Genomic DNA, 23721 nt, shown 5'->3' on the forward strand with positions numbered 1-23721 from the left:
GTAGGTAAGGTTCTTCGCGATGCAGCGAATTAAACCACATGCTCCACCGCTGGTGCGTGCCCCCGTCAATTCATGTGAGGTTTAACCTTGCTGCCGTACTCCCCAGGCGGTCGACTTAACGCGTTAGCTCCGGAAGCCACTCCTCAAGGGAACAACCTCCAAGTCGACATCGTTTACGGCGTGGACTACCAGGGTATCTAATCCTGTTTGCTCCCCACGCTTTCGCACCTGAGCGTCAGTCTTTGTCCAGGGGGCCGCCTTCGCCACCGGTATTCCTCCAGATCTCTACGCATTTCACCGCTACACCTGGAATTCTACCCCCCTCTACAAGACTCTAGCCTGCCAGTTTCGAATGCAGTTCCCAGGTTGAGCCCGGGGATTTCACATCCGACTTGACAGACCGCCTGCGTGCGCTTTACGCCCAGTAATTCCGATTAACGCTTGCACCCTCCGTATTACCGCGGCTGCTGGCACGGAGTTAGCCGGTGCTTCTTCTGCGAGTAACGTCAATCACTGYGGTTATTAACCACAATGCCTTCCTCCTCGCTGAAAGTACTTTACAACCCGAAGGCCTTCTTCATACACGCGGCATGGCTGCATCAGGCTTGCGCCCATTGTGCAATATTCCCCACTGCTGCCTCCCGTAGGAGTCTGGACCGTGTCTCAGTTCCAGTGTGGCTGGTCATCCTCTCAGACCAGCTAGGGATCGTCGCCTAGGTGAGCCATTACCTCACCTACTAGCTAATCCCATCTGGGCACATCTGATGGCAAGAGGCCCGAAGGTCCCCCTCTTTGGTCCGAAGACGTTATGCGGTATTAGCTACCGTTTCCAGTAGTTATCCCCCTCCATCAGGCAGTTTCCCAGACATTACTCACCCGTCCGCCGCTCGCCGGCAAAGTAGCAAGCTACTTCCCGCTGCCGCTCGACTTGCATGTGTTAGGCCTGCCGCCAGCGTTCAATCTGAGCCATGATCAAACTCTTCAATTAAAAGCTTGATTTGCTTCAACTCGTGAAGCGGTGCTCAAAAATTAACTTTCGTAATAATTCAACTAAATGAATTACTGCTTGGTCACTCTTCAAGACTTGATATTTTTTGTGATACCCGAAGGTATCTGAGATATCAATCCTGCGAGTGCCCACACAGATTGTCTGATAAATTGTTAAAGAGCAGTGAGTTGCGCGCTTTCGCTTGCTAACTCGAGGTGGCGTATATTACGCTTTCCTCTTTCAGAGTCAACCCTTAATTTCAGGATATTGGCTCTCATCGCCGCCGTTACTCTGTGATGTTGTTCACATGTTCCGTGTCGATGGAGGCGCATTATAGGGATCTCTTTTTATAGCACAACCCTTTTTTCGATCTTTTCCACTGACTGCCTAGTTTTCACCCTTTTCGCTGCGATCGTGTTCGATAAGCTCTGTTTTCGATGCTTTGCCTCCTTGCCATCGGTTAAGAAAGCAGCCACAGTCTATGTACGAAGAGAACTTTCAGAGGTGTTTATGTCTGCTGTATTACGACCTTTTCAAAAAACCTATCCTGAAGTTGGCCAAAGAGTGATGCTTGATAGTTCAAGTGTTGTGATTGGGGATGTACGTATTGCCGATGATGTGAGCATTTGGCCTTTAGTCGCTATCCGTGGCGACGTTAACTATGTGGCTATTGGTTCTCGTAGCAATATTCAGGACGGTAGTGTGTTGCATGTAACGCATAAATCTTCCTATAACCCGGAAGGCAATCCACTTATTGTCGGTGAAGATGTGACTGTGGGGCATAAGGTTATGCTGCACGGCTGCACGATCGGAAACCGCGTGCTTGTTGGTATGGGATCGATTTTACTAGATGGTGTAGTAATAGAAGACGATGTAATGATCGGAGCTGGAAGTTTAGTGCCGCAAAATAAGCATCTTGAGAGTGGCTTCCTTTATCTGGGTAGCCCAGTGAAGCAGATCCGCCCACTTACGGCTGCTGAACTGGAAGGCTTAAAATACTCAGCCAATAACTACGTTCGCTGGAAAGATGAGTATCTTGCTCAGGAAAGCCAAACGCAGCCTTGACTGTCATGCTCGCCAGCTGCAATTAACTCCTCCGCTTCGTCTTCCAAATCCCAACGATTAAGACGAAAGAGCTCGAGCCATAAATCTTTATTATCGCCACCATAACGGCTGGCGATAGCTTCCCCAGTAATACCGCACATCACCTGAAAGCCATTAACTAATGCAGGGAAGCGGACCGCGAGAAGTTGATCGTCCCATTGCTCGCGATCGGGAAACTGGATCGACTGGTTCATCGCGACATTTCCTGCTTAAGCTTCTCTATTACAGGCGCAATTTCGGGTAACACGCCGTGCCACAAGAAAAAGGCGTGTGCGGCCTGGCCCACCAGCATTCCTAATCCATCAGCACAATGTTGAACACCTTGTTGTTTGCACCAATGCAAAAATGGTGTATCACCCTTTTGATAGAACATGTCATAGCAATGAACATTATGCGAAAGCAACGAAGTTGGAATGACTGGAATATCACCAGCAATTCCGCTAGAGGTGGCATTAATAATAAGATCGAACTCATGTCCCTCCAGCTCAGTATGCTCTAACGCCTGAACACTACCAGTGTGGCTAAATAACTGTGCGAGCTCCATGGCTCGAGAAAATGTCCGGTTGGCTATCGTCACAGAGCAATCAAGCGAGAGCAAAGGTAATAAAACTCCCCGTGCCGCGCCACCAGCACCCAGCAACAAAATACGTCGACCCGGTTCGATCAACGATAAACGCTTCAGATCGGTTAAAAGACCAATCCCATCAGTGTTATCGCCCAACAAGCGACCATCTTCCAGCCGCTTAAGTGTATTCACCGCACCGGCTAATGCAGCACGCTCTGTCAGTTCATCAGCACGGGCGAATGCTTGTTCTTTAAAAGGAACAGTAATATTGACGCCTTTACCACCTGCCTGGAAAAAATGCTCAAGAGTTTCAATAAAAGCATCAACAGGTGCCAGCACACGGCCATATGGATGCTCTATTTTCAACTGCTCAGCAAACATCTGATGAATTTGCGGTGATTTGCTGTGCTGAATTGGGTTACCAAAAACGGCAAAGGTGTTCATTAATTACCCCTGGCGGAAAAGTTCGCCGGTCAAAGCATCACGAATTTCAGACGGGTTCAGTCTGCCCCCAGTGTCACCACGCAGTACCGGGAAGCTATCACCAAATTGAGCCAAGACTTCATCTGCCGTACGGCAAGGTGGCAAACCAGATAGGTTGGCACTGGTAGAAACCAACGGTTTGCCAAAAGCCAGGCATAACTCGCGAACCAAAGGATGATCAGTGACTCTCACGGCTAAGGAGTCAAATCGACCCGTTAACCAGCGCGGCGTTGAAGGAAGAGCAGGAAAAACAAAGGTCACAGGTCCTGGCCAACGAGAGAAGACAGTTTCTCGCTGCATTTGCGAAAGCACGGAGCTATCTATATAAGGAAGAAGCTGCTCGAAATTGGCAGCGATCAGAATCAGACCTTTGTCGACGGGGCGATGTTTTAGCTCAAGCAAGCGTGTGACGGCCAGTTCACTATCAGGATCACAACCGACGCCAAACACAGCTTCGGTTGGATAAGCGATAACTTGTTGTTGTTTTAAGGCGGCAACGATTTCTACGAGTTGCTCTTTTTGCAGGTTTGTTTTCACAAGCTTTTATTCCGCCGTTACCGGCTTTCCACATTGTTTGCTGGCACAGAATTGTTTTAAGCCCTGTGCCGTTTTCTTTTCGATGAGTAATGGATAGTGACATGCAGGGCATTCGCCTGCCACCGGTTTACTATTAATGACGAATTGACAGGTCGGATAGCTATCACATGACCAAAAGGTTTTACCAAATCGAGAGCGTCTTTGGACTAATTTACCTTTCTGACATTGCGGGCAATTGATTGCAGTTTCATCGGGTTTGTCGATAACTTCGGTGTGATCACAGGTTGGATAATTGCTACAACCAATGAACATGCCGAAACGTCCCTGCCGTAATACCAGGTTTTCCTGACATACTGGACAGTGCTGACCTTCAAGTACTTTAACCACATGGCCATCAGCCAGGCTTTTTAGCGGGCGAACATAATCACATTCCGGGTAATGAGAACAGCCAAGAAAAGGGCCGTGTTTACCAGAACGAATGACTAACCCTGCCCCACATTGGGGACAGGGTTCATTTTTAGGCACAGTGAACAGTGCTGATTTGGTCATAACATCTCATGCCGCGGCTTTAATTTAGTGCAGCATACCTTCATTTACTTCGAAGAGTAATTCTTCCATTTGCTGATATGCATTTTCGCACCCCGGAATGTTGAACAATACCATGAGCACTACCCACTTTAAGTCTTCGAGTTCGAACTCAGCGGTGTCTAACGCTAATACTCGTTCAATGACCATTTCACGGGTTTCGAGGTTCAGCACCTGAATCTGTTCCAGGAATAGTAAAAACCCCCGACAAGTTGCATCAAGTCGCTGGCATTCTTCTGCGGTATACATACGCATAGAAAGAGGATCAGCGGCCAGTTGCATGGGTTCCGTTAGACCATCTTGATAGTCTGCCAGCTTTTCAAGCCATACAAGAGCGTTATAAATGTCTTCGTGATCAAAACCGGCATCGGCGAGATCACGCGTCAATTTATCTTGATCAACTCGCATTTCCACTTCGTTGTGGATGTAGGTTTCAAATAAGTACATTAGTACGTCGAACATGGCATGCCCTCCTCAATCGGACATAGCCGCCGGGTACAGCTGCGATCCATCCTGCTAACTCCAGTTCGAGTAGCTGGGCTACCGTAACTGGCACAGGTTGGCCGGCACGTTCAGCGACGACGTCAACAGGTGTAACCTCATCTCCTACGTTAGCCAACAGCTCAGGAAATGGCAATGTTCGATCCCCTTCATTGTGTGAATATATTAAGGCCTTGGGGATAGAGGGAAGCCATTGCAGTTCATTTTCCAGATGCTCAAGTATGTCTGAGGGATGACTCACTAAAGTAGCGCCTTGCTTGATTAGAAAGTGGGGCCCTTCACTCCCTGGGCTGCCTATTGCTCCCGGTAATGCAAAAAGCTCCCGACCTTGTTCAAGAGCATATCGTGCAGTCACTAAAGAGCCGCTACGCTCACTTGCCTCCACGACAAAAACAGCCCGACTCAAGCCACTGATGATTCGATTTCTGCGAGGAAAATTACCCGGATATGGTGTGGTATTCAGTGGAAACTCAGAGATAACGGCGCCGCCCTCGGCAATAATCTGCTCACCTAATTGTTTATGACGTTTAGGGTAAATATTTGCCAGCCCATTTCCTAAAACAGCTACTGTTTTTCCATGTACGTTTAACGCTGCGCGATGCGCTACAGCATCAATACCCAAAGCCAAACCACTCGTTATCGTTAATCCCGCAGTAGCTAATGGTTCACAAAACATTCGGCACCACCGTTCTCCATAAAGAGAAAGGTTACGGTTACCGACTACGGCTAATTGGTTACTGGCAAGAAGTTCAATATCACCTGCGACAAATAGTGCTGCCGGGTAACAATCTATTGCCCGCAGCTGATCGGGATAATTGGCACTATCCGCAGTAAGAAGATAGTGATGGGGTTGCTCAAGCCAGCAAAGTGAAGCTTCCAGCTCTTTTTCACTAAATTCCAGAAAATAAGAAATCTGCAGGGAAGATAAGCCAGAATTTAAGAGATGAGTGGTCGTGCATTCCGGCTCGTTTAGTAAGAAATGGGCAATTTTTAATAGCTTATCTCCACTGAGACTTTGAACAGCCATCAAGCGTAGCCATATCTCCTTTGGTGGCATATCTTCCTCCTGCCATAAGCTATAAAAGCAATCCTTGCGATTGGTCACTGATGCTGTCAATCAGGCGGGGAAATGTCTAGAATAGAGGTAATAATCTTTCTATCAATTGAACACAGCTCTGGATATTTATGTCAGTTTTGCAGGTATTACATTTTCCGGACGAGCGCCTTCGCACTGTGGCGGCTCCGGTCAAAGAGGTGAATGCTGAGACTCAGCGGATTGTCGATGATATGTTCGAGACAATGTACGCAGAGGAAGGTATTGGCCTTGCAGCAACGCAGGTGGATATCCATCAACGTATCATTGTGATTGATGTTTCTGAAAACCGCGACGAGCGCCTGGTTTTGATAAACCCTGAGCTGCTGGAAAAAAGCGGTGATACTGGTATCGAAGAGGGTTGCCTGTCCATTCCAGAACAGCGTGCTCTTGTTCCTCGAGCGGAAAGAGTCAAAATTCGCGCTCTGGACCGTGAAGGTAAACCATACGAACTGGAAGCTGATGGTCTGCTTGCCATTTGTATTCAACACGAGATGGATCATTTGGTTGGTAAACTCTTCGTTGATTACCTTTCGCCGTTGAAGCGTCAGCGTATTCGTCAGAAACTGGAAAAGATGGCTCGTCTGAATAAGAGCGCCTAATCCATCACACAAGGGAATAATGTGTCTGATTCACTACGTATTATTTTCGCTGGCACTCCTGACTTCGCAGCGCGTCATCTTGACGCGCTGTTGTCTTCTCAGCACCAGGTAGTTGGCGTATTCACACAACCCGATCGTCCTGCTGGCCGTGGCAAAAAATTGATGCCAAGCCCAGTGAAAGTGCTGGCAACGGAAAGGGATATCCCGGTATTTCAACCAGCCTCTTTGCGCCCTGCTGAAAATCAGGAACTGGTCTCCAGCCTGAATGCCGATGTTATGGTAGTAGTTGCTTACGGTCTAATTCTGCCGAAAGCGGTTCTCGATATGCCACGCCTTGGCTGCATCAATGTGCATGGCTCACTATTGCCTCGTTGGCGTGGTGCTGCACCTATCCAGCGCTCATTATGGGCCGGTGATGCCGAAACTGGCGTAACCATTATGCAAATGGATGTCGGCCTGGATACGGGCGATATGCTAGTAAAACTGTCCTGCCCAATTGAAGCCACTGATACCAGCGCAACGCTGTACGATAAGCTTGCAAGCCTTGGTCCTGTGGGGTTGTTAGAAACGTTAAATCAGTTGGCTACAGGCCATGCAAAACCTGAAGTTCAAAATGAAGAGCTGGTGACGTACGCTGAAAAACTCAGCAAGGAAGAGGCACGTATCGACTGGTCGCTTTCTGCCTTACAGCTTGAGCGTTGTATCCGCGCTTTTAATCCGTGGCCAATGAGTTGGCTTGAAATTGACGGACAACCCGTTAAAGTCTGGCAGGCATCAGTGATTAACCAACCGACTGAAGCAGCACCGGGAACCATTATTGAAACCAATAAAAAGGGTATTCAGGTTGCAACGAGTGAAGGGATTTTAAATCTGGAATCACTTCAACCTGCAGGAAAGAAGGCAATGTCAGCTCAGGATCTGCTGAATTCTCGCAGCGAATGGTTTAAACCAGGTGCACTTCTCGCCTGAGAAAAGAAATTCTTTGCGCCCAGGTCAATCACCTGGGCATTTTTGTTTTTAAGCGCCGAAAAACCAGAGCGTACGTATGAAAAAAACATTAAATCTTCGCAGTATGGCCGCACAGACGATTGAACAAGTTGTGGAACAAGGTCAATCGCTCAGTAATGTCCTGCCAGCTATGCAACAAAAAGTCTCTGATAAAGATAGAGCATTGCTTCAAGAGCTTTGCTTTGGCGTGTTACGCACTCTGCCTCAGCTAGAGTGGTTGATTGGTAAGTTGATGTCTCGCCCGATGACAGGCAAACAACGCACCATACACTATTTGATTATGGTAGGTTTTTATCAGCTGCTTTATACCCGCATTCCTGCTCATGCCGCTCTGGCAGAAACAGTTGAAGGGGCTGTTGCTATCAAAAAGCAGTCACTGAAAGGTTTGATTAATGGCGTATTACGCCAGTTCCAACGTCAACAAGAAGAATTGATGGCAGAAGCTGCTAAACATGAAAGCCGTTTCTTACACCCGAGCTGGTTACTGCAACGGTTGAAAAAAGCCTATCCAAATCAATGGCAATCCATTGTCGATGCAAATAATCAGCGTCCCCCTATGTGGTTGCGTGTGAATCGCCAGCACCATAGTCGTGAAGCATGGATGGCTTTACTCGCTGAAAGCGGCCTGGAAGGCCATGCTCATCCGCAATTTCGAGATGCTGTGCGCCTTGAAACTCCAGCACCTGTTCACGCATTACCAGGGTTTGAAGAAGGTTGGGTTACCGTTCAGGATGCCTCCGCTCAGGGATGTGTAGATCTACTTGATCCCAAAGATGGTGAAACGATCCTGGATTTGTGTGCAGCACCTGGCGGCAAAACCACCCATATACTTGAAGCTGCGCCTAAAGCACGCGTGTTGGCTGTCGACATTGATGAACAACGCCTGAAGCGTGTGCACGAAAACTTGCAACGTTTGGGCATGAGTGCTGAGGTCAAATCAGGAGACGGGCGTTTCCCTGAGCAGTGGTGTGGTAATCAACAGTTTGACCGCATCCTTCTTGATGCTCCGTGTTCAGCCACGGGTGTTATTCGCCGCCATCCAGATATCAAATGGTTGCGTCGCGACAGAGATATCACTGAATTAGCTGCATTGCAAAAAGAGATTCTGGAAGCCATTTGGCCAAAATTGAAATCGGGTGGAACATTGGTTTACGCAACCTGCTCCATCTTGCCAGAAGAAAATTATCAGCAGGTAGCTGCATTCCTGGCTCAGCATCCAGAGGCGAAACTGGTGGAGACGGGTACACCAGAAATGCCCGGGATCCAGAATCTCCCTTCTCCGGAAGATGGTGATGGCTTCTTTTACGCTAAGCTAATTAAAAGCTGATTCAGGTTTGCTGAGTCTTAGGTTTCATCTCAAATGAAGCTATAAACAATGAAAATAATAATTCTCGGTGCAGGCCAGGTCGGCGGCACCCTGGCAGAAAACCTGGTAGGAGAAAACAACGATATTACGGTTGTTGATACCAATCAGGATCGCCTACGCAGCTTGCAAGATAAGTTCGATCTACGCGTCGTTCAGGGGCACGGCTCGCATCCCCGCGTGCTGCGTGAAGCTGGCGCCGATGATGCCGATATGTTGGTCGCAGTAACCAGTTCTGATGAAACGAACATGATTGCCTGCCAGGTTGCATATTCGCTTTTTAATACACCAAACCGAATTGCACGAATTCGTGCACCTGATTACGTTCGTGATGCCGAGCGTTTATTCAACGCCGAAGCAGTGCCAATTGATCACCTTATCGCACCCGAACAGCTGGTAATCGACAATATTTATCGCCTGATTGAATATCCAGGCGCGCTCCAGGTAGTGAATTTTGCTGAAGGCAAAGTAAGCCTTGCTGTCGTGAAAGCCTATTATGGTGGACCACTCGTTGGAAATGCACTTTCGACAATGCGTGAACATATGCCGCATATCGAAACGCGCGTTGCAGCCATTTTCCGCCATGACCGCCCGATTCGCCCGCAAGGCTCGACCATTGTTGAAGCTGGAGATGAAGTGTTCTTCATTGCTGCTTCTCAGCATATTCGCGCGGTGATGAGCGAGCTTCAACGCCTTGAAAAACCGTATAAGCGCATCATGCTTGTGGGGGGGGGGAATATTGGTGCGGGTCTGGCACAGCGTCTTGAAAAAGATTACAGCGTCAAACTCATTGAGCGCGATCCGCAACGCGCCGCTGAACTGGCTGAAATGCTGCAAAACACCATCGTCTTCTATGGGGATGCTTCCGATCAGGAGCTTCTGGCTGAAGAGCATATCGAACAGGTAGACTTGTTTATCGCCGTCACCAACGACGATGAAGCTAATATAATGTCCGCTATGTTGGCTAAACGTATGGGAGCCAAGAAAGTCATGGTTCTTATCCAACGCAAGGCCTACGTCGATTTGGTACAGGGCAGCGTAATTGATATTGCAATTTCACCACAGCAAGCCACCATTTCGGCACTATTGGGTCATGTGCGTAAAGCCGATATCGTAGGAGTGTCATCTTTACGTCGTGGAGTGGCTGAAGCAATCGAAGCGGTTGCCCATGGCGATGAAAGTACTTCACGCGTCGTAGGTCGTTCTATTGATGAAATAAAGCTTCCACCAGGTACGATAATTGGTGCTGTAGTCAGGGGCAATGATGTCATGATTGCCAATGACAATTTGCGTATAGAGCAGGGCGACCATGTCATTATGTTCCTGACTGACAAGAAATTCGTTAGCGATGTGGAACGCCTATTCCAGCCAAGTCCTTTCTTCCTATAAGCTCCAACGGGTAGGTAAATAATCTACCCGTAATTCTCTTTACCCAACAAACCCTCTTAATATTAAGGTATTAGCGGAGAATTCTTATTTCCTGATGTAATGGCAATCGGGTCATCATTTGTTAGACTTATTAACGTCAGCTGGTACAAGGAGAGAAAAATGAGCATGTTAAAAGAATTCCGCGAATTTGCGATGCGCGGAAATGTTGTGGATTTGGCAGTAGGTGTAATTATTGGGGCCGCATTCGGGAAAATTGTTTCATCACTAGTTGCGGATATTATTATGCCGCCACTGGGGTTGTTAATTGGCGGCGTAGATTTTAAACAGTTTGCCTTAACATTAAGACCTGCAGCTGGTGATATTCCAGCAGTAGTGATGCATTACGGTGTATTTATTCAGAATATTTTTGATTTCGTGATTGTTGCCTTCGCGATTTTCCTTGCGATCAAAGCAATAAATAAACTGAACCGTAAGAAAGTAGAAGAACCTGCTGCACCACCGGCACCAACCAAAGAAGAAGTATTACTCAGCGAAATTCGTGACCTGCTAAAACAACAGAACGAACGAATCTGAATGCGCTAGTGAAAAAAAGAAGGCCAGTGGTAAAAAAGCGATTTGCTTGTTTGCCACTGGCCTCCCAGTTACCTCGTTTGCAATGTTTGGTATTACGTTGGTAACTTCCTTTCCCTTTCTTGTTCTGCTCAACTCTTTGACGAAATAGCGGGTCATGTAGCAAAGCCTCAATTGCATTATCTTTTATAATCCCTTTCTTATGCTGATACTTACTCATACAAACTCCAGATTGATTAAAATAACGGCGCAATTTTAAGCCTCTATCTGAAAAATCACAATTTATTCTTTTCGTTGGCTCGCCCCCTGCTCCAATGCTTCAAGGATTGAACAGTATGCGCTGCTGTGGGCAGTGCCACAACATGCATCATTTAATCTCTGTAACGATCGCTGCATATGCTGAAGTTCTTTAATTTTTGACTCTACTTCCGTCAATCTGGATTGCACAATGCTCTTCGATTCCTGGCAGGTGTGATGGTCGGGATCGATTCGGATCGACAGTAGCTCACGGATAGTTTCCAGCGTGAAACCTAACTGTTTTGCATAACGAATGAACTTCAGACGCTGCAAATCACTTTCACTATAAAGCCGAAACCCTCCTTCAGTTCTGACTTCATGATCCATCATCTGCTGCTTTTCATAGTAGCGAATGGTATCCGGCGTCACGTCTGCCAATCTGGCCAACTCTCCAATACGTAACATGATCATTCCTCATCAATTTTATTAAGCAATCTATCAGCATACTCTCCATGTAGGAAATCAGTACTCATTCCTGCATTCTGGAGTTTGAGCTCAAGCAATAGCATTTTCTTTCTGATGACTGCATATTCTGGGTGGCTATGGTCTATCGATCTGAGCAAATGATTAAGCTCAATTGCATCCTTCCGCTGTTGAAGCTCCGGAGGTAAGCAACCGGAATTTTTCAATAGACGCCAGGCCGCCCGCAATTCCATTGGGATATATGAATCATCATCGAGTTCGAGAGGTTTCCCTGACCCAGATAGTGAATCAAACTCACCATTGCGTTGTGCATCAAGAATATGACGTTCTGCCCATTGATCAAGTAACCACATAATCAACTCTGTAATAACTGGAGATGTAATAAAGATATGCTGGGAAAGCATGGGGAGGAATTTCAGATATAAAAAAACCGGGCAAGCCCGGTTTTTTTACGTTACTACAGATTACTCTGCAGCAGCTTCTGTTTGAGATTCGGCGCGATCAACCAGCTCGATGTAAGCCATCGGAGCATTGTCACCTGCACGGAAGCCACACTTAAGAATGCGAGTGTAACCACCAGTACGGGCTGCAAAACGCGGACCCAATTCATTAAACAGTTTTGCCACGATCTCGTTATCACGAGTGCGGGCGAATGCCAGACGACGATTAGCAACGCTATCAGTCTTGGCAAGAGTAATCAGCGGCTCAACTACGCGACGCAGCTCTTTCGCTTTAGGCAGAGTCGTCTTGATGATCTCATGACGAACCAGTGAACCTGCCATATTGCGGAACATAGCCTGGCGATGGCTGCTGTTGCGGTTCAGTTGACGACCACTCTTACGATGGCGCATGACCTTATCCTTCTCAGTAAAACCTTAACCTGTGATCCGGTTACTCGTCAGCGATGCTTGCCGGTGGCCAGTTTTCCAGGCGCATGCCCAGAGACAAACCACGGGAAGCCAGCACGTCTTTAATCTCGGTAAGAGATTTTTTACCCAAGTTAGGCGTTTTGAGCAGCTCAACTTCGGTACGCTGTACCAGATCACCGATATAGTGGATAGCTTCTGCCTTAAGGCAGTTAGCAGAGCGGACAGTCAATTCCAGATCGTCAACAGGGCGCAGCAGGATCGGATCGAACTCTGGTTTCTCTTCTTTAACTTCTGGTTGACGAACATCACGTAAGTCAACGAAAGCTTCAAGTTGTTCAGCCAGAATGGTTGCCGCACGACGAATCGCCTCTTCAGGATCGATTGTACCGTTGGTTTCCATTTCGATGACCAGCTTATCCAGGTCAGTACGCTGCTCTACACGCGCAGCTTCAACATTGTAGGCAATTCGCTCTACAGGGCTGTAGCAGGCGTCAACCAGCAGACGACCAATTGGGCGCTCATCTTCTTCCGAATGAATTCGGGCAGAGGCCGGCACATAACCGCGACCGCGCTGAACTTTGATACGCATACTAATAGATGCGTTCTCATCAGTCAGGTGGCAGATCACATGCTGCGGCTTGACGATTTCGACATCACCATCATGGGTGATATCGGCTGCAGTCACAGGGCCAATGCCAGACTTATTCAGAGTAAGAATAACATCATCTTTACCTTGAACTCTCACCGCCAGCCCTTTCAGGTTGAGCAGGATTTCCAGGATATCCTCCTGAACGCCTTCTTTGGTGCTGTACTCGTGTAGTACACCATCAATCTCAACCTCTGTCACCGCGCAACCCGGCATCGATGAGAGCAGAATACGGCGCAGTGCATTACCAAGAGTATGGCCAAAGCCACGCTCTAAAGGCTCAAGGGTCACCTTGGCGTGCGTCGAACTCACTTGCTCGATATCTACCAGGCGCGGTTTTAGAAACTCTGTCACAGAACCCTGCATTGTGTCCTCTCTTTGGTACTAAGCTTTACTTGGAGTAAAGCTCGACGATCAGGTGTTCGTTAATGTCCGCAGACAGATCAGTACGCTCAGGCTTACGCTTAAACACACCTTCCATCTTAGCAGCATCAACTTCCAGCCAGGTTGGCTTTTCACGCTGTTCAGCCAGCTCCAGAGCGGCCTTCACGCGAGATTGCTTTTTGGCTTTCTCACGGATGCTAACTACGTCATTCGGAGTTACCTGATAAGAAGCGATGTTAACAACGCGACCATTTACCATAACTGCTTTGTGGCTAACTAACTGACGTGATTCTGCACGAGTAGCGCCAAAGCCCATACGGTAAACAACGTTGTCCAGACGACCTTCAAGCAGAGCCAACAGGTTTTCACCGGTGTTGCCTTTCAGACGTGCTGCTTCTTTATAGTAGTTACGGAACTGACGCTCCAGAACACCGAACATGCGGCGAACTTTTTGCTTTTCACGCAACTGCACACCATAGTCAGACAGACGCGGTTTACGCGCACCGTGCTGGCCAGGAGCTTGTTCAATTTTACACTTGGTATCGATCGCGCGAACACCAGACTTCAGGAACAGGTCTGTGCCCTCGCGACGGCTCAGCTTGAGCTTAGGACCCAAATATCTTGCCATTTTCTTTCTCCAACATTCCTAAAAACGAGCGTTATACGCGACGTTTTTTCGGCGGACGACAACCGTTGTGAGGGATCGGAGTCACATCAGTAATATTAGTGATGCGGAAACCAGCGGCGTTCAGAGCACGAATAGTAGATTCGCGGCCTGGACCCGGTCCCTTAACCATAACTTCAAGGTTCTTGATACCGTATTCTTTCACAGCTTCTGCGCAACGCTCTGCTGCAACCTGAGCTGCGAACGGAGTGGACTTGCGAGAGCCACGGAAACCGGAACCACCGGCAGTTGCCCAACCCAATGCATTACCCTGACGATCAGTAATGGTAACGATTGTGTTGTTGAAAGAAGCATGGACATGAGCCACGCCGTCAGAGACTTGTTTTCTTACACGCTTACGTGCACGAACTGGTGCCTTTGCCATTATTCAATCACCCCGATTATTTCTTGATCGGTTTGCGCGGACCCTTACGGGTACGTGCGTTGGTCTTCGTACGCTGACCGCGTACTGGCAGACCACGACGATGACGCAAACCGCGATAGCAACCAAGGTCCATCAGACGCTTGATGCTCATACTCACTTCACGGCGCAGATCACCTTCAACGACAAATTTGGCAACTTCGTCACGCAGCGTGTCGATTTGTTCTTCAGACAGCTCTCTGATCTTAACATCTTCAGCGATACCCGCCGCAGCACAAATGGCCTTTGAACGAGTCTTGCCTACACCGTAGATCGAAGTTAAAGCGATCACGGTATGTTTTTGATCAGGAATGTTAATGCCTGCTATACGGGCCACTATGCACTCCTACTATTTTGATTATGCGTCCCATACCGAAAAGCCCGTTTTCAGGATACTCAAATGGAAACGCATAGACATACAAAAGATTGGCTGGCTAATCTAGCCAGCTCAACCCAACTTTGCAAGAAAAATATGCGAGATAATCAGCCTTGACGCTGTTTATGCTTCGGTTCGGCGCTGCAAATCACGCGAATAACACCGTCACGCTTAACGATTTTGCAGTTACGACATAATTTCTTGACGGAAGCACGAACTTTCATTTTTACTCTCCGTAACTTCTCAAGCGACTATTAACGGCCGTAGCCTTTCAGATTCGCTTTCTTCAATGCAGACTCGTACTGACTAGACATCATCAGAGTTTGCACTTGAGCCATAAAGTCCATGATAACCACGACAACAATGAGCAGCGAGGTTCCACCGAAGTAGAAAGGCACTTTCATTGCGTCACGCATGAACTCCGGGATTAGGCAGATAAAGGTAATGTACAACGCACCAACCAAGGTCAGGCGGGTCATCACTTTATCAATATACTTCGCCGTTTGTTCTCCCGGACGAATTCCTGGTACAAATGCACCGGACTTCTTCAGGTTATCTGCTGTTTCACGTGGGTTGAAAACCAACGCTGTATAGAAGAAACAGAAGAAGATGATTGCAGACGCATAGAGTAACACATAAAGCGGTTGCCCAGGCTGCAAATACAGCGAAATTGTAGTCAGCCAGTTCCAACCGGTACCGCCCCCAAACCACGATGCAATCGTTGCCGGGAACAGAATAATACTGGAAGCGAAAATTGCTGGAATAACACCAGCCATATTCACTTTCAGCGGTAAATGCGTGCTCTGCGCAGCATAGACACGACGACCCTGTTGACGTTTTGCGTAGTTTACCACAATGCGGCGTTGACCACGTTCAACAAAAACAACGAAGAAGGTCACTGCGAATACTAGTACTGCAACCAACAGCAACAGAAGGAAGTGCAGGTCGCCTTGCCTTGCTTGCTCGATAGTATGGCCAACGGCCGGCGGCAAACCCGCAACAATACCAGCGAAGATTATGATTGAGATACCGTTGCCGATACCACGCTCAGTAATCTGTTCGCCTAGCCACATAAGGAACATAGTCCCCGTGACAAGGCTCACAACAGCTGTGAAGTAGAATGCAAAGCCTGGGTTTAACACCAAGCCTTGCATACCAGGCATATTCGGTAAACCGGTAGCAATACCGATTGACTGGAATATTGCCAGCACCAGAGTGCCGTAACGGGTGTACTGGCTGATCTTACGACGACCAGACTCCCCTTCTTTCTTCAACTCTGCTAACGCTGGATGAACCACCGTTAGGAGCTGGATAATAATCGATGCCGAAATATACGGCATGATACCCAATGCAAAGATAGAAGCACGGCTGAGAGCACCACCAGAGAACATGTTAAACATTTCAATGATAGTGCCTCGCTGTTGCTCAAGCAGTTTGGCAAGTACAGCGGCATCAATACCAGGGATCGGAATAAAAGAGCCAATACGGAACACAATCAGCGCACCGATAACAAACATCAGTCTGCGTTTCAGCTCGCCAAACCCGCCTTTAGCACTTTGAAAATCTAATCCCGGTTGCTTTGCCATCTGCTACTTATTCCTCGATTTTACCGCCAGCAGCTTCGATAGCAGCACGAGCGCCTTTAGTGACACGCAGGCCGCGAACAGTTACAGGACGAGAAACCTCGCCAGACAGAATCACTTTCGCGAACTCGATCTGGATACCAATAATGTTTGCTGCTTTCAGCGTGTTCAGGTCAACTACGTCGCCTTCAACTTTCGCCAGATCGGAGAGACGAATCTCACCAGTGATCATTGCTTTGCGAGAGGTGAAACCGAATTTCGGCAGACGACGGTACAACGGCATCTGGCCACCTTCGAACCCACGACGTACGCCACCGCCAGAACGAGAGTTCTGACCTTTGTGACCACGACCGCCGGTTTTGCCGAGACCAGAACCGATACCACGACCCAGACGCTTGGAAGCGTGCTTAGACCCTTCGGCCGGAGACAGAGTATTTAAACGCATCTCTTACTCCTCAACTTTAACCATGTAGGAAACCGCGTTGACCATACCACGTACAGCAGGAGTATCCTCGCGCTCTACGGTGTGGCCAATACGACGCAGACCCAGGCCAAGCAGCGTTGCCTTGTGTTTCGGCAAACGACCGATCGCACTGCGGGTTTGTGTAATTTTAATAGTCTTTGCCATGGTCAATTACCCCAGAATTTCTTCAACGGATTTACCACGCTTGGCAGCGACCATTTCCGGAGACTTCATATTCGCCAGGCCATCAATAGTTGCACGAACCACGTTAATCGGGTTGGTGGAACCATATGCTTTAGCCAAAACGTTATGAACTCCAGCGACTTCCAGAACGGCGCGCATTGCACCACCGGCAATAATACCGGTACCCTGGGAAGCCGGCTGCATGAACACACGAGATCCTGTGTGCACACCTTTAACAGGGTGCTGCAGGGTGCCGTGGTTCAGCGCGACGTTAATCATGTTGCGACGGGCTTTTTCCATCGCTTTCTGGATAGCTGCTGGAACTTCACGCGCTTTTCCGTAACCAAAACCAATGCGACCATTACCATCGCCAACCACTGTCAGAGCAGTGAAGGAGAAGATACGACCACCTTTAACGGTTTTAGATACGCGATTTACCGCGATCAGCTTTTCCTGCAGTTCGCCAGCTTGTTTTTCGATGTGAGCCATCTTACACCTCTACCTTAGAACTGTAGGCCAGCATCACGGGCAGCATCTGCCAGTGCCTGGACACGACCATGATATTGGAAACCAGCACGGTCAAAGGATACTTTCGTAATGCCTTTTTCCAGTGCGCGCTCTGCAACAGCTTTACCCACAGCTGTAGCGGCGTCTTTGTTTCCAGTGTACTTCAGTTGCTCAGCGATAGCTTTCTCTACAGTAGATGCAGCTACCAGGACTTCTGAACCGTTCGGTGCGATAACCTGTGCATAAATATGACGAGGCGTACGGTGAATCACCAGACGAGTCGCACCCAGTTCTTTGAGCTTGTGACGTGCGCGGGTCGCACGACGGATACGAGCAGATTTCTTATCCATAGTGTTACCTTACTTCTTCTTAGCCTCTTTGGTACGCACGACTTCGTCGGCGTAACGAACACCCTTGCCTTTATAAGGCTCAGGACGACGGTAGGCGCGCAGATCAGCAGCCACTTGTCCAATCATCTGCTTATCAGCGCCTTTCAGCACGATTTCAGTTTGAGTTGGACATTCAGCAGTGATTCCCGCTGGCAGAGCATGTTCAACAGGATGAGAGAAGCCCAGGGCCAAACTCACCGCATTGCCTTTAACTGCTGCACGATAACCTACACCAACCAGCTGCAGCTTCTTAGTGAAGCCTTCGGTAACACCGATAACCATTGCATTTAACAACGCACGAGTGGTACCCGCTTGGGCCCACGCGTTTGCAAAACCTTCGCGTGGAGCGAAAGTCAGTGCATTATCAGCGTGTTTAACTTCAACAGCATCGTTGATTGTACGAGTCAGCTCGCCGTTCTTACCTTTGATCGAAATAACCTGACCGTTGAGTTTTACCTCTACGCCAGCAGGAATAACGACCGGTGCTTTAGCAACACGAGACATTTTATTCCTCCAATTAGGCTACGTAGCAGATAATTTCGCCACCAAGACCAGCTTGGCGCGCTGCACGATCAGTCATAACACCTTTAGAGGTAGAAACGACAGCAATACCCATACCGGCCATAACTTTAGGCAGCTCATCTTTTTTCTTATAGATGCGCAGACCTGGGCGGCTGACTCGCTGAATGCTCTCTACCACAGCCTTGCCCTGGAAATACTTAAGAGTCAGTTCCAGTTCAGGCTTGATGTCGCCTTCGATTTTAAAATCTTCAATATAGCCTTCTTCTTTCAGCACGTTGGCAATTGCCAATTTCAGCTTGGAGGAAGGCATGGTGACCGCAACTTTATTCGCGGCTTGACCGTTACGGATACGGGTCAGCATATCCGCGATCGGATCTTGCATGCTCATCTGTCTTTACTCCCGTGATTCAATTGGATATTACCAGCTAGCCTTTTTCAAGCCAGGTACTTCACCGCGCATAGCGGCTTCACGAAGCTTAATACGGCTCAACCCGAATTTGCCCACATAACCATGCGGACGACCAGTTTGGCGGCAGCGGTTACGCTGACGGGACGGGCTGGAATCACGCGGCAGAGACTGCAGCTTAAGAACCGCATCCCAACGTTCTTCGTCGGATGAGTTCACACCAGAGATGATAGCTTTCAATTCCTCGCGTTTAGCGCGGTATTTGTCGGCCAGTTTCACGCGAACGACTTCGCGTGCTTTCATCGATTGCTTAGCCATTAGTAACCCTACCTTACTTACGGAATGGGAAGTTAAAGGCAGCCAGCAGAGCACGGCCTTCATCATCAGATTTCGCAGTAGTGGTAATGGTAATATCCAAACCACGAACGCGATCGACTTTGTCATAGTCGATTTCTGGGAAGATGATCTGCTCACGGACACCCATGCTGTAGTTACCACGACCATCGAATGACTTAGCGGACAAGCCACGGAAGTCACGGATACGCGGTACAGCAATGGTGATCAGGCGCTCAAGAAACTCCCACATGCGTTCGCCACGCAGAGTTACTTTACAGCCGATCGGATAGCCCTGACGGATTTTGAAGCCTGCAACTGATTTGCGTGCTTTGGTGATCAACGGCTTTTGACCGGAGATTGCTGTCAAGTCAGCTGCTGCATTATCCAGCAGTTTCTTGTCAGCGATCGCTTCACCCACACCCATGTTCAGGGTGATCTTCTCGACCCGAGGGACTTGCATGACAGAATTGTAGTTAAACTCAGTCATGAGTTTTGTAACTACTTCGTCTTTGTAGTAATCATGCAGTTTCGCCATCGTACTACTCCAAATTACTTGATAGTTTCGCTGTTAGACTTGAAGAAACGGACTTTTTTGCCCTCTTCAAATCTAAAGCCTACACGGTCAGCCTTGCCGGTTGCCGCATTGAAGAGTGCAACGTTAGAAACTTGAATAGCAGCTTCTTTTTCAACGATGCCACCTGGTTGGTTCAGGGCCGGAACCGGCTTCTGATGTTTCTTAACCAGATTGATACCTTCAACAATGAGCTTGCCGGAAGACAAGACATTCTTAACTTTACCGCGCTTACCTTTATCTTTACCGGTTAACACGATAACTTCGTCATCACGACGGATTTTAGCTGCCATGATTCGCTCCTTAGAGTACTTCTGGTGCCAGAGAGATAATTTTCATGAACTTCTCATTACGCAGTTCACGAGTTACCGGCCCAAAAATACGCGTGCCGATTGGTTGCTCGCTGTTATTGTTTAAAATAACGCATGCATTACCATCGAAGCGAATGACAGAACCGTCCGGGCGACGAACACCCTTCCTGGTGCGCACCACTACCGCTTTCAGGACATCGCCTTTCTTCACCTTACCACGAGGAATTGCTTCCTTGATGGTAATTTTGATGATGTCGCCGACGCCTGCGTAGCGACGGTGCGAGCCACCCAGAACCTTGATACACATTACGCGACGCGCGCCGGAGTTGTCGGCTACGGTCAGCATAGTCTGTTCTTGGATCATTTCAGTGCTCCGCTAATGTCAACTACTACTTCGGGACCCATAATTAGGTCGTTAAAAAGCCCCATAAACGAGGGCGCGGCATTATAACACCGGTTCCTGAATATGGGTAGAAAAAATAAACGGCTCATTTACTGAGCCGTTTATTCGTTAGACAAAGCTCACTGTATTACAGAACAGCTTTATCTACAACGCGAACAAGCGTCCAAGACTTAGTCTTAGACAATGGACGGCATTCGCGGATTTCAACCACGTCACCGATACCACATTCATTGTTCTCGTCATGTACGTGCAGTTTGGTCGTACGTTTGATGAATTTACCGTAAATCGGGTGTTTCACCACACGTTCGATAGCAACAACAATGGATTTCTCCATTTTGTCACTAACAACGCGACCTTGCAGAGTACGGATTTTATCGGTCATTACGCACCCGCCTTCTGAGTCAATAAAGTCTTAACACGTGCAACATCACGACGCACTTGCTTCAGCAGGTGAGTCTGTTGCAGCTGGCCACTTGCTGCTTGCATACGCAGATTGAACTGCTCACGCAGCAAATTCAGCAGCTCGGTGTTCAGCTCTTCAACACTCTTTTCACGCAGCTCTTTTGCTTTCATTACATCACCGTCTTAGTTACAAAGGTGGTTTTAATCGGCAGTTTCGCTGCTGCCAGCTTGAATGCTTCACGGGCCAGCTCTTCTGGTACGCCGTCCATTTCATACAGGACTTTGCCAGGCTGAATCAAGGCAACCCAATACTCTACGTTGCCTTTACCTTTACCCATACGCACTTCAAGCGGCTTTTCGGTGATCGGTTTGTCCGGGAATACACGGATCCAGATCTTACCCTGACGCTTAACTGCACGGGTCATTGCACGACGTGCTGCTTCGATCTGACGTGCAGTCAGACGACCACGGCCAACAGCTTTCAGACCGAAAGTGCCGAAGCTAACATCCGTACCGGCAGCCAGACCACGGTTGCGGCCTTTGTGCACTTTACGGAATTTTGTACGCTTTGGTTGTAACATCAGCGACTCTCCTTACTTACGGCCTTTACGCTGCTGCTTTTTAGGTTGAGCAGCCGGTTTTTCCGGTTGTTCAACAGCAGCCATCCCACCCAGGATCTCACCTTTAAAGATCCACACTTTAACGCCAATTACACCATAAGTGGTGTGCGCTTCAGAGGTGTTGTAGTCAATGTCAGCACGCAGTGTGTGCAACGGCACGCGACCTTCACGATACCATTCGGTACGTGCGATCTCGGCGCCGCCCAGACGGCCGCTAACTTCAACTTTGATACCTTTAGCGCCCAGACGCATGGCATTCTGTACAGCACGCTTCATAGCACGACGGAACATAACACGACGTTCCAGCTGAGAAGTGATGCTGTCAGCAACCAATTTTGCGTCCAGTTCAGGCTTACGAACTTCGGCGATATTGATCTGTGCAGGAACGCCAGCGATATCCGCTACGACCTTGCGCAGTTTTTCTACGTCTTCGCCTTTCTTACCGATTACGATGCCAGGGCGAGCAGTGTGAATAGTCACACGGATGCTCTTAGCTGGACGCTCGATAACGATACGAGATACAGACGCCTTCGCCAGTTCCTTCGTCAGGTACTGACGAACTTTAAAATCGCTGTCCAGGTTGTCAGCGAATTCTTTGGTGTTCGCAAACCAAGTAGAGTTCCAAGGTTTTACAATACCCAGGCGAATACCATTAGGATGTACTTTCTGACCCATTGCTAGTCTCCAGAGTCTCAGCGATCGGACACAACCACAGTAATGTGGCTGGTGCGCTTCAGGATGCGATCTGCACGACCTTTTGCACGCGGCATAATGCGCTTCATGCTTGGGCCTGCGTCTACGAAGATTTTCGCGACTTTCAGATCGTCAATGTCAGCGCCATCGTTGTGTTCAGCGTTAGCAATGGCAGATTCCAGAACTTTCTTGACCAATACCGCAGCTTTCTTGTTGGTGAAGGTCAAAATTTCCAGTGCCTGCGACACTTTCTTACCGCGAATAAGGTCTGCAACAAGGCGAACCTTTTGAGCAGAAGAACGAGCGTGGCGATGTTGAGCTAAAGTTTCCATCTCTTCCTCCTACTTATTTCTTCTTGGCTTTTTTATCAGCAGCGTGGCCGCGATAAGTACGTGTCGGTGCAAATTCACCCAGTTTGTGACCGACCATTTCGTCGGAAACAAATACCGGAACATGCTGACGACCATTATGGACAGCGATGGTCAAACCGATCATGTTAGGAAAGATCGTTGAACGACGGGACCAAGTGCGCAGGGGCTTCTTGTCACCGCTTTCCACCGCTTTCTCTACCTTCTTCAGCAAGTGCAGGTCAATAAAAGGACCTTTCTTGAGAGAACGTGGCATGGCTTATCCTCTAAAATTATTTGCTACGGCGACGTACGATGAATTTATCAGTACGCTTGTTGCTGCGGGTCTTCTTACCTTTGGTCTGAACGCCCCACGGAGTTACCGGGTGCTTACCAAAGTTACGACCTTCACCACCACCGTGTGGGTGGTCGACTGGGTTCATCGCAGTACCGCGAACGGTAGGACGAACACCACGCCAGCGAGCAGCACCTGCTTTACCCAGAACGCGGAGCATATGCTCAGAGTTACCGACTTCGCCCATGGTTGCACGGCAGTCAGCTTCGACTTTACGCATTTCACCAGAACGCAGACGCAGGGTAACGTAAGCACCATCACGTGCAACGATCTGCACATAGGTACCAGCAGAACGTGCCAGCTGACCGCCTTTACCTGGTTTCATTTCTACGTTATGAACGGTAGAACCAACCGGGATATTGCGCATCGGCAGGGTGTTACCTGCTTTGATTGCAGCATCAACGCCAGATTGAATCTGGTCGCCAGCTTTCAGGCCTTTAGGGGCCAGGATGTAACGGCGTTCGCCATCTTTGTACAGAACCAGTGCGATATTCGCAGAACGGTTCGGATCGTACTCAAGACGTTCAACAACTGCCGGGATACCGTCTTTGTTGCGTTTAAAGTCAACAATACGATAAGCCTGCTTGTGACCACCACCGATGTGACGAGTAGTGATACGACCATTGTTGTTACGGCCACCGGATTTGCTGTTTTTTTCAACCAGCGGAGCAAATGGTTTGCCCTTATGCAGCTCAGGGTTGACCACTTTAACTACGTGGCGACGACCCGGAGATGTCGGTTTACATTTAACAACTGCCATTG

39 protein-coding genes and 1 rRNA gene are annotated in these 23721 nt (G+C 48.5%); 6 read left to right on the forward strand and 34 right to left on the reverse strand.

The features are described from left to right. Nucleotides 1-988 (reverse strand): 16S ribosomal RNA (locus IX31_RS21570); the annotation flags it as partial. A 510-nt stretch (nucleotides 989-1498) separates the two neighbouring features. On the opposite strand from IX31_RS21570, the gene IX31_RS21575 reads away from it, so the two are divergent. Then, complete coding sequence (locus tag IX31_RS21575) at nucleotides 1499-2053, forward strand: gamma carbonic anhydrase family protein (protein WP_034461744.1); 555 nt, start codon at nucleotides 1499-1501, stop codon at nucleotides 2051-2053. Here the strand turns inward: IX31_RS21575 and IX31_RS21580 are convergent. The 6 genes from IX31_RS21580 to dprA are packed head-to-tail and all read right to left on the reverse strand — an operon-like array spanning nucleotide 2029 to nucleotide 5820. Beyond that, on the reverse strand, nucleotides 2029-2286 hold the full coding sequence (locus tag IX31_RS21580; protein ID WP_034461746.1) for a DUF1488 family protein: 258 nt from the start codon (nucleotides 2284-2286) through the stop codon (nucleotides 2029-2031). The genes IX31_RS21575 and IX31_RS21580 overlap by 25 nt on opposite strands. Then, the gene (gene aroE / locus IX31_RS21585) at nucleotides 2283-3101 is read right to left on the reverse strand and encodes a shikimate dehydrogenase (protein WP_034461748.1); all 819 of its coding nucleotides are present in this window, start codon (nucleotides 3099-3101) and stop codon (nucleotides 2283-2285) included. Before aroE ends, IX31_RS21580 begins: the two co-directional genes overlap by 4 nt. 3 nt (nucleotides 3102-3104) lie before the next feature. Continuing rightward, nucleotides 3105-3677 (reverse strand): L-threonylcarbamoyladenylate synthase type 1 TsaC, encoded by a 573-nt coding sequence (tsaC, locus tag IX31_RS21590; RefSeq protein WP_051880810.1) that lies wholly within the window; start codon nucleotides 3675-3677, stop codon nucleotides 3105-3107. Between the two features lie 6 nt (nucleotides 3678-3683). Then, nucleotides 3684-4226, reverse strand: coding sequence for a DNA topoisomerase family protein (locus IX31_RS21595; RefSeq protein WP_034461750.1), 543 nt, complete (start codon nucleotides 4224-4226; stop codon nucleotides 3684-3686). 24 nt (nucleotides 4227-4250) lie between these two features. Continuing rightward, a complete protein-coding gene (smg, locus tag IX31_RS21600; RefSeq protein WP_034461751.1) occupies nucleotides 4251-4724 on the reverse strand; it encodes a DUF494 family protein Smg in 474 nt (157 codons plus the stop codon). Then, nucleotides 4696-5820, reverse strand: coding sequence for a DNA-protecting protein DprA (dprA, locus tag IX31_RS21605; protein WP_034461753.1), 1125 nt, complete (start codon nucleotides 5818-5820; stop codon nucleotides 4696-4698). Before dprA ends, smg begins: the two co-directional genes overlap by 29 nt. A gap of 128 nt (nucleotides 5821-5948) precedes the next feature. Here dprA and def point away from each other — a divergent pair, with 128 nt between their 5' ends. The 5 genes from def to mscL all read left to right on the forward strand — a co-directional run bounded on the left by def (nucleotide 5949) and on the right by mscL (nucleotide 10791). Continuing rightward, nucleotides 5949-6458 (forward strand): peptide deformylase, encoded by a 510-nt coding sequence (def, locus tag IX31_RS21610; RefSeq protein ID WP_034461754.1) that lies wholly within the window; start codon nucleotides 5949-5951, stop codon nucleotides 6456-6458. 21 nt (nucleotides 6459-6479) lie between these two features. Next, a complete protein-coding gene (gene fmt, locus IX31_RS21615; RefSeq protein ID WP_034461755.1) occupies nucleotides 6480-7427 on the forward strand; it encodes a methionyl-tRNA formyltransferase in 948 nt (315 codons plus the stop codon). A gap of 76 nt (nucleotides 7428-7503) precedes the next feature. Continuing rightward, nucleotides 7504-8793: a 16S rRNA (cytosine(967)-C(5))-methyltransferase RsmB gene (gene rsmB, locus IX31_RS21620; protein ID WP_034461756.1), complete on the forward strand. Its 1290-nt coding sequence runs from the start codon at nucleotides 7504-7506 to the stop codon at nucleotides 8791-8793. A gap of 48 nt (nucleotides 8794-8841) precedes the next feature. Beyond that, complete coding sequence (trkA, locus tag IX31_RS21625) at nucleotides 8842-10218, forward strand: Trk system potassium transporter TrkA (RefSeq protein WP_034461757.1); 1377 nt, start codon at nucleotides 8842-8844, stop codon at nucleotides 10216-10218. A 159-nt stretch (nucleotides 10219-10377) separates the two neighbouring features. Continuing rightward, the gene (gene mscL, locus IX31_RS21630; protein WP_034461758.1) at nucleotides 10378-10791 is read left to right on the forward strand and encodes a large-conductance mechanosensitive channel protein MscL; all 414 of its coding nucleotides are present in this window, start codon (nucleotides 10378-10380) and stop codon (nucleotides 10789-10791) included. Here the strand turns inward: mscL and IX31_RS22715 are convergent. The 27 genes from IX31_RS22715 to rplB all read right to left on the reverse strand — a co-directional run bounded on the left by IX31_RS22715 (nucleotide 10745) and on the right by rplB (nucleotide 23719). After that, on the reverse strand, nucleotides 10745-11008 hold the full coding sequence (locus IX31_RS22715; protein WP_072009495.1) for an alternative ribosome-rescue factor A: 264 nt from the start codon (nucleotides 11006-11008) through the stop codon (nucleotides 10745-10747). The two genes, mscL and IX31_RS22715, sit on opposite strands and share 47 nt — an antisense overlap. A gap of 62 nt (nucleotides 11009-11070) precedes the next feature. Next, nucleotides 11071-11490 (reverse strand): Zn(2+)-responsive transcriptional regulator, encoded by a 420-nt coding sequence (gene zntR, locus IX31_RS21635; protein ID WP_034461759.1) that lies wholly within the window; start codon nucleotides 11488-11490, stop codon nucleotides 11071-11073. 2 nt (nucleotides 11491-11492) lie between these two features. Continuing rightward, nucleotides 11493-11861 carry a DnaJ family domain-containing protein gene (locus IX31_RS21640; protein ID WP_034461794.1) on the reverse strand — a complete coding sequence of 123 codons (369 nt, stop codon included), beginning with the start codon at nucleotides 11859-11861 and terminating at the stop codon, nucleotides 11493-11495. Between the two features lie 111 nt (nucleotides 11862-11972). Then, complete coding sequence (gene rplQ, locus IX31_RS21645; RefSeq protein WP_034461760.1) at nucleotides 11973-12359, reverse strand: 50S ribosomal protein L17; 387 nt, start codon at nucleotides 12357-12359, stop codon at nucleotides 11973-11975. 40 nt (nucleotides 12360-12399) lie between these two features. Then, nucleotides 12400-13389 carry a DNA-directed RNA polymerase subunit alpha gene (locus IX31_RS21650; protein ID WP_034461761.1) on the reverse strand — a complete coding sequence of 330 codons (990 nt, stop codon included), beginning with the start codon at nucleotides 13387-13389 and terminating at the stop codon, nucleotides 12400-12402. A gap of 25 nt (nucleotides 13390-13414) precedes the next feature. Next, nucleotides 13415-14035 (reverse strand): 30S ribosomal protein S4, encoded by a 621-nt coding sequence (gene rpsD, locus IX31_RS21655; RefSeq protein WP_034461762.1) that lies wholly within the window; start codon nucleotides 14033-14035, stop codon nucleotides 13415-13417. Nucleotides 14036-14066: 31 nt separating this feature from the next. After that, nucleotides 14067-14456: a 30S ribosomal protein S11 gene (gene rpsK / locus IX31_RS21660; protein WP_004138423.1), complete on the reverse strand. Its 390-nt coding sequence runs from the start codon at nucleotides 14454-14456 to the stop codon at nucleotides 14067-14069. Nucleotides 14457-14472: 16 nt separating this feature from the next. Beyond that, nucleotides 14473-14829 (reverse strand): 30S ribosomal protein S13, encoded by a 357-nt coding sequence (rpsM, locus tag IX31_RS21665; protein WP_034461763.1) that lies wholly within the window; start codon nucleotides 14827-14829, stop codon nucleotides 14473-14475. A gap of 146 nt (nucleotides 14830-14975) precedes the next feature. Continuing rightward, the gene (gene rpmJ, locus IX31_RS21670) at nucleotides 14976-15092 is read right to left on the reverse strand and encodes a 50S ribosomal protein L36 (RefSeq protein WP_000868187.1); all 117 of its coding nucleotides are present in this window, start codon (nucleotides 15090-15092) and stop codon (nucleotides 14976-14978) included. Between the two features lie 30 nt (nucleotides 15093-15122). Beyond that, nucleotides 15123-16454 (reverse strand): preprotein translocase subunit SecY, encoded by a 1332-nt coding sequence (gene secY / locus IX31_RS21675; protein WP_034461764.1) that lies wholly within the window; start codon nucleotides 16452-16454, stop codon nucleotides 15123-15125. A 7-nt stretch (nucleotides 16455-16461) separates the two neighbouring features. Next, nucleotides 16462-16896 (reverse strand): 50S ribosomal protein L15, encoded by a 435-nt coding sequence (gene rplO / locus IX31_RS21680; protein ID WP_034461765.1) that lies wholly within the window; start codon nucleotides 16894-16896, stop codon nucleotides 16462-16464. 3 nt (nucleotides 16897-16899) lie between these two features. Beyond that, a complete protein-coding gene (gene rpmD, locus IX31_RS23060) occupies nucleotides 16900-17079 on the reverse strand; it encodes a 50S ribosomal protein L30 (RefSeq protein ID WP_004846568.1) in 180 nt (59 codons plus the stop codon). Nucleotides 17080-17085: 6 nt separating this feature from the next. Beyond that, a complete protein-coding gene (rpsE, locus tag IX31_RS21690; protein WP_034461766.1) occupies nucleotides 17086-17586 on the reverse strand; it encodes a 30S ribosomal protein S5 in 501 nt (166 codons plus the stop codon). Between the two features lie 14 nt (nucleotides 17587-17600). Beyond that, complete coding sequence (gene rplR, locus IX31_RS21695; protein WP_034461768.1) at nucleotides 17601-17954, reverse strand: 50S ribosomal protein L18; 354 nt, start codon at nucleotides 17952-17954, stop codon at nucleotides 17601-17603. Between the two features lie 9 nt (nucleotides 17955-17963). After that, nucleotides 17964-18497: a 50S ribosomal protein L6 gene (gene rplF / locus IX31_RS21700; protein ID WP_034461769.1), complete on the reverse strand. Its 534-nt coding sequence runs from the start codon at nucleotides 18495-18497 to the stop codon at nucleotides 17964-17966. Nucleotides 18498-18510: 13 nt separating this feature from the next. After that, nucleotides 18511-18903 (reverse strand): 30S ribosomal protein S8, encoded by a 393-nt coding sequence (rpsH, locus tag IX31_RS23065; protein ID WP_034461770.1) that lies wholly within the window; start codon nucleotides 18901-18903, stop codon nucleotides 18511-18513. 30 nt (nucleotides 18904-18933) lie between these two features. Further along, on the reverse strand, nucleotides 18934-19239 hold the full coding sequence (gene rpsN / locus IX31_RS23070) for a 30S ribosomal protein S14 (RefSeq protein WP_034461771.1): 306 nt from the start codon (nucleotides 19237-19239) through the stop codon (nucleotides 18934-18936). A 13-nt stretch (nucleotides 19240-19252) separates the two neighbouring features. After that, nucleotides 19253-19792 (reverse strand): 50S ribosomal protein L5, encoded by a 540-nt coding sequence (rplE, locus tag IX31_RS21715; protein WP_034461772.1) that lies wholly within the window; start codon nucleotides 19790-19792, stop codon nucleotides 19253-19255. Nucleotides 19793-19806: 14 nt separating this feature from the next. After that, a complete protein-coding gene (gene rplX, locus IX31_RS21720; RefSeq protein WP_034461774.1) occupies nucleotides 19807-20121 on the reverse strand; it encodes a 50S ribosomal protein L24 in 315 nt (104 codons plus the stop codon). A 10-nt stretch (nucleotides 20122-20131) separates the two neighbouring features. Next, nucleotides 20132-20503 carry a 50S ribosomal protein L14 gene (rplN, locus tag IX31_RS21725; protein WP_002438705.1) on the reverse strand — a complete coding sequence of 124 codons (372 nt, stop codon included), beginning with the start codon at nucleotides 20501-20503 and terminating at the stop codon, nucleotides 20132-20134. A gap of 166 nt (nucleotides 20504-20669) precedes the next feature. Next, entirely contained in the window at nucleotides 20670-20924 is a 255-nt protein-coding gene (gene rpsQ, locus IX31_RS21730; RefSeq protein WP_034461775.1) for a 30S ribosomal protein S17, read from the reverse strand. After that, a complete protein-coding gene (gene rpmC / locus IX31_RS21735; RefSeq protein WP_008457158.1) occupies nucleotides 20924-21115 on the reverse strand; it encodes a 50S ribosomal protein L29 in 192 nt (63 codons plus the stop codon). Before rpmC ends, rpsQ begins: the two co-directional genes overlap by 1 nt. Further along, complete coding sequence (rplP, locus tag IX31_RS23075; RefSeq protein ID WP_008927134.1) at nucleotides 21115-21525, reverse strand: 50S ribosomal protein L16; 411 nt, start codon at nucleotides 21523-21525, stop codon at nucleotides 21115-21117. The genes rpmC and rplP overlap by 1 nt, the downstream gene beginning before the upstream one ends. Nucleotides 21526-21537: 12 nt before the next feature. Next, a complete protein-coding gene (gene rpsC, locus IX31_RS23080) occupies nucleotides 21538-22239 on the reverse strand; it encodes a 30S ribosomal protein S3 (protein ID WP_000529945.1) in 702 nt (233 codons plus the stop codon). A 17-nt stretch (nucleotides 22240-22256) separates the two neighbouring features. Then, the gene (rplV, locus tag IX31_RS21750; RefSeq protein WP_034461779.1) at nucleotides 22257-22589 is read right to left on the reverse strand and encodes a 50S ribosomal protein L22; all 333 of its coding nucleotides are present in this window, start codon (nucleotides 22587-22589) and stop codon (nucleotides 22257-22259) included. 13 nt (nucleotides 22590-22602) lie between these two features. Then, on the reverse strand, nucleotides 22603-22881 hold the full coding sequence (rpsS, locus tag IX31_RS21755) for a 30S ribosomal protein S19 (RefSeq protein ID WP_001138115.1): 279 nt from the start codon (nucleotides 22879-22881) through the stop codon (nucleotides 22603-22605). A gap of 16 nt (nucleotides 22882-22897) precedes the next feature. Further along, nucleotides 22898-23719 carry a 50S ribosomal protein L2 gene (gene rplB / locus IX31_RS21760; RefSeq protein ID WP_034461780.1) on the reverse strand — a complete coding sequence of 274 codons (822 nt, stop codon included), beginning with the start codon at nucleotides 23717-23719 and terminating at the stop codon, nucleotides 22898-22900. Nucleotides 23720-23721: the final 2 nt, after the last annotated feature.

It is taken from the genome of Buttiauxella noackiae, from assembly GCF_000737905.1.
GTDB classification, from domain to species: Bacteria; Pseudomonadota; Gammaproteobacteria; order Enterobacterales; family Enterobacteriaceae; genus Buttiauxella; species Buttiauxella noackiae.